The following is a 4403-nucleotide window of genomic DNA, read 5'->3' as shown; positions in this document are numbered from 1 at the left end:
GTTCGAGGCGTACGGTGCGCAGGACGGTCTTCACGGGGTCCTTTCGGGACGGGGTTCGGCCCTCAGCGGATCGGAGACGCGGGTGCAGCGCACCCAGCCGGTGGCCTCGGCCGCTCGGGCGTGCGGGATCTGAACGGGGTGGGCGGCCGCCGTGGCGGGGTCGAGGCCGTGGGCCATGGTGAAGTCGTCGTCGTAGACCGTGCCGAGGTAGCGGTGCGGGCCGTCGGGGAAGACGGTGGCGACGACCGCGCCGGGGTCGACGCGGGCGGCCCAGGCGGCGACGCGGGCGGCGGCCCCCGTGCTCCAGCCGCCGCTGACGAAGCTGCCGCGGGCCAGCCGGCGGCAGCTGTCCACGGCCTCGGCCGGGCCGACCCAGTGGACTTCGTCGAAGGCGTCGTAGGCGACGTTGCGTGGGTGGATGCTGCTGCCCAGGCCGCGCATCAGCCTCGGCCGGGCGGGCTGGCCGAAGATGGTGGAACCGGTTGCGTCGACCCCGATCAGCCGCAGCGCGGGCCAGCGCCGGCGCAGCGGACCGATGATGCCGGCGCTGTGGCCGCCGGTACCGACGCTGCACACCAGGACGTCCAGGTGGTCGAGACTGGCGATGATTTCGGCGGCCAGGGAGGAGTAACCGGCCTTGTTGTCAGGGTTGTTGTACTGGTCCGGCCAGTACGCACCGGGCAGGACGGTGAGCAGCTCCCGTACCCGGTCCAGCCGTGCGGCCTGCCAGCCACCCCGGGGCGCCGGACGGTCCACGACCTCCAGCCGCACCCCGTGAGCGCGTAGCAACTGCCTTATGCAAGGTTCCAGTTCGCTGTCGCCGACCAGTACGACGGGATGGCCGAGGGCTTGGCCCGCGAACGCGAGCCCGATGCCGAGCGTGCCGGAGGTGGACTCCACCACCGGTGCGCCGGGGAGCAGTTCACCGCGCTCATGGGCGCCCAGCAGCATCGACACGGCGGCCCGCGCCTTCATGCCGCCCGCCGCGAGCCCTTCGAGCTTGGCCCAGAAGCCGGGGTGCGGACCGGGCAGGTCGGCGGTGACGCGGACCAGGGGGGTGCGGCCGAGCAGGGTGAGCAGTTCCGGGCGGGCCGTGGAGCGCACAACTGTCGTGGTCATCGGCCGTCCTTCGGGCGCGGACCGTAGCGGTGCACGGTGCCGAGACCGCCGTCGAGCCAGAAGAAGGGGTACGGCTCGGCGCACACCGCGCTCACCCCGTGCCCCAGGAAGCGGGGCAGGACGGCGCTGCCGGTCTGGGCGAACATCACCAACTGCTTGCCGTACGCCGAAGCGTGCTGCCGCAGCGGCTCGAAGGTTCCGTTGCCCAGTGTCATCCCGGACACGAGCAGGGCGTCACAGCGGCCGGCCTCGGCGAGCGCATCGGTGGCGATCGCATCGCCCCACTCGGTCAGCCCGCCCTTGAGGTCGCAGGGAACATAGCTCAGACCGCGCGAACGAAGCCCTTCCAGGAGGGAGTTGACGACGCCGACGACCAGTACGGTCGCCCCGGGCGGCAGGTCGAGCAGCTCGACGACGGCGTTCGCCCGGTCCCTGGACTTCTCCAGCGACGTCCCGGCGAGCAGCGGAACGGGCCGCGCCCCGTTCTCCTGAGTGTGCGGAGTGACGTGCATCAGATAGGCGTCCAGCGCGGCCACGCGCACCGGGAGCAGCGGGTGCTCCAGCAGCCGGGCCACGTCCGCGCCCACGCAGTCCTCGGCCGCACCGTCGGGCAGCGCCCCGGGCTCGACCGCGCACGAACCGACGGCCCCGGCCAGTCGCAGGCTGAGCACCTCGTTGCGGTAGCCGGAGCCGCGCCCGGCGTGCCGTACGGCCTGCCGCGTGGTGAAGGCGACGGCGATCCGCTCCGAGGCGGGATCCGGACCCAGCTCACCGGCGCGTACGCACGCCACGAGCTCGTCGTACGTCGTGTACGTCGCGTACGTCGAGACCGCCGCGGTGCGGGTCGTGCCGGTCATCGGATCACCATCGTGGAGCGCAGCTCACCGAGCAGAACCTCGGCGCGGTCGCGGGCGCCCAGCCCCTCGGCATCGCCCGTCATGATGTGCCCGAGGTACTCGTTGTTGCTGCCCGCCGCCTTCACCTGCGTTCCCGGCTCGGCGAGTCGCACCTCCAGCACACCCGGCGCGTCCCGGAGTCCGTCACCGTCCAGTGACGTGAGCGTGCCCGAGGTCTCCGGCACGAGGAAGCCGATGGCCGCGCTGCGCAGCCCGGTGCGGCCGCCCCGCACATCGGGCTCGCGGCCGAGGGACACCTGAACGAAGGACGCGGTCAGGTCGACGCCGGTCACGTGATGGACCAGCTCGGTGATGCGGTTCCCGGCGGGCCGGGGGTTCACCTCGACCACCCGCGGACCGGTGGAGGTCAGCTTGATCTCGGTGTGCGCCACGACGCCGTCGGTGAGGTCGAGTGCCTTGACCGCGGCAAGGGCGGTCTGCTCGGCGGCCTCGGTGTCCGCGGCCGACAGGGCGGCCGGGAACATGTGTCCGGTCTCGATGAACGCGGGCGACCCGCCGATGCTCTTGTCGGTCACCCCCACCACATGGACCGTGCCCCCGTGCGACACCGTCTCGACGCTCACCTCCGGGCCGTCCAGCATCTCCTCCAGCAGGACGGCGGAATCCCGCCGCTGCCCGCGGGCGTTGACCGGGAACGCGGTCAGGGCCCCCACGGCGGCATCCAGTTGCGCCTCGTCATCCACGCGTCGCACGTACATCCCCGCGCACAGGTCGACAGGCTTGACGACCAGCGGGTAGCCGATCTCCCGAGCGGCCCGCGCGAGGTGGGCCCACTCCTCGTGCACGGCGAAGCGCGGCCCCGGAACTCCGGCGTCGGCGAGGACCCGGCGGGTGCCGTCCTTGCGGCAGGCGTTGCGGACCGCCTCCGGGGCCGGGCCCGGCAGGCCCAGACGCCCGGCGATCCAGGCCGCCGTGGGCAGGTAGTAGTCGCAGGACGTGAGAACGCCGTCGAAGCGCAGTACCTCGTGCAGCCGCTCGATCAGCGGCAGCAGGGTGTCGGTGTCGTTGGTGTCGGCGGTGATGACGTTGCGGGCGCCGAGCAGCGGGTGCGCGGCCCCGTCGGGCGCCGAGCGGAGGTAGTGGTGCAGGTCGCGGGTGAGGAACGTGAACGCGTGCCCACCCTCCCGGATGGCCCGCGGCAGCAGTCTGCTCATCGACCCGACCCAGCTCTCGACCATCAGCAGATGAGCCACAACTCCCCTTTTCGCGCGCTTGTTTCAGACGGCAGACGGCAGACGGCAGCTTGGAGCGCCCTCGGACGGGAGGGGCGGAGGCTGCGCACCACATACGATATCGATAATCATTTTCAGTTACCAGTCTCGCCTTGTCCACCCTGGCGCGGTTTCGGTGACTCACTGCGCGCAAGGCGTGATCGGATACCTTGGCGGTTGTCCTCGCGGAGGTCGGCGGACTCCGGCCAGGACGATCCCGATCGCCGTGCCCGGATACCGCGCGATGCCGTACACGCGGCAACCGCGACACCTGGGTCGAGATCGGAGCATGATGAAGGCAGTCCGATTCAGCCGGTTCGGAGGCCCGGAGGTCCTTGAGATCGTGGATCTCCCCGATCCGCATCCCGGTCCCGGCCAGGTCCGCATCGCGGTGCGCGCGGCCGGCGTCAACCCGAGCGACTGGAAGAAGCGCGAGGGCCTGATGGACCGGGAACTCCCGCAGACCATGGGGTACGAGGCGGCGGGCTTCGTCGACGAGCTCGGCGAGGGCGTCGCGGATGTGGCCGTCGGCGATCGCGTGTTCGGCTTCTGTGCCGAGGGGGTGGCCCAGGCCGAGCTGGCGGTGCTGTCCTCCTATGCGCCGGTCCCGCCGTCGCTCGGCTTCCCCGGCGCTGCCGCCCTGCCGGCCGCTATCGAGACGGCCACGCGCGCGCTCGACCAGCTGGGCGTCGGGAGCGGCGGCACGCTGCTCATCAGCGGCGCCTCCGGAAGCGTCGGCAGCGCCGCGGTTCAGCTCGCCGTCGTGCGCGGTGCGCGTGTGATCGGCACCGCCGGTCCGGCGAACCACGCCGGCCTCCGCTCGCTGGGGGCCGAGCCAGTCGCCTACGGCGAGGGTCTCGTCGAGCGGGTTCGCGCGCTCGCGCCCGACGGCGTCGACCTCGCGCTCGACGTCGCCGGGAGCGGTGTACTGCCCGATCTCATCGAGCTCGCGGGCGGCCCCGGGCACGTCGTGACGATCGCCGACTTCGCCGGTGCGCGGGAGCACGGGGTGCGGTTCAGCAGCGGGGACGCCGGCCGTGCGCTCCACGCGCTCGGCGGAATCGGCGAGTTGATCGAGTCCGGGCGCTTCTCGCTCCCGGTCGCGCGGACCTTCCCGCTCGCCGGGGTCGCACAGGCGCACCGGGCCGGCGAGGAC

At 72.5% G+C, this 4403-nt stretch carries 4 protein-coding genes; 1 reads left to right on the top strand and 3 read right to left on the bottom strand.

What is annotated here, in order from left to right; all coding sequences use genetic code 11:
* Positions 1-30: 30 nt before the first annotated feature.
* The 3 genes from J1C73_RS01445 to J1C73_RS01435 are packed head-to-tail and all read right to left on the bottom strand — an operon-like array spanning position 31 to position 3229.
* Entirely contained in the window at positions 31-1119 is a 1089-nt protein-coding gene (locus J1C73_RS01445; protein WP_207314707.1) for a PLP-dependent cysteine synthase family protein, read from the bottom strand.
* On the bottom strand, positions 1116-1976 hold the full coding sequence (locus tag J1C73_RS01440; protein ID WP_207314706.1) for a Rossmann-like domain-containing protein: 861 nt from the start codon (positions 1974-1976) through the stop codon (positions 1116-1118). Before J1C73_RS01440 ends, J1C73_RS01445 begins: the two co-directional genes overlap by 4 nt.
* Positions 1973-3229: an ATP-grasp domain-containing protein gene (locus tag J1C73_RS01435; RefSeq protein ID WP_207314705.1), complete on the bottom strand. Its 1257-nt coding sequence runs from the start codon at positions 3227-3229 to the stop codon at positions 1973-1975. Before J1C73_RS01435 ends, J1C73_RS01440 begins: the two co-directional genes overlap by 4 nt.
* 310 nt (positions 3230-3539) lie before the next feature.
* Here J1C73_RS01435 and J1C73_RS01430 point away from each other — a divergent pair.
* On the top strand, positions 3540-4403 hold an 864-nt coding region (locus J1C73_RS01430), incomplete at its 3' end, for an NADP-dependent oxidoreductase (protein ID WP_207314708.1).

This window comes from Streptomyces laculatispora, assembly GCF_017353455.1.
Lineage (GTDB): Bacteria > Actinomycetota > Actinomycetes > Streptomycetales > Streptomycetaceae > Streptomyces > Streptomyces laculatispora.
Note: the sequence above shows the minus strand (reverse complement) of the source record. Positions and strands in the feature narration are given on the sequence as shown.

Excerpts from the sequence above, each read along its gene's own strand:
- J1C73_RS01440 (WP_207314706.1), bottom strand. The coding sequence starts at position 1,976 with ATGACCGGCACGACCCGCACCGCGGCGGTCTCGACGTACGCGACGTAC.
- J1C73_RS01445 (WP_207314707.1), bottom strand. The coding sequence starts at position 1,119 with ATGACCACGACAGTTGTGCGCTCCACGGCCCGCCCGGAACTGCTCACC.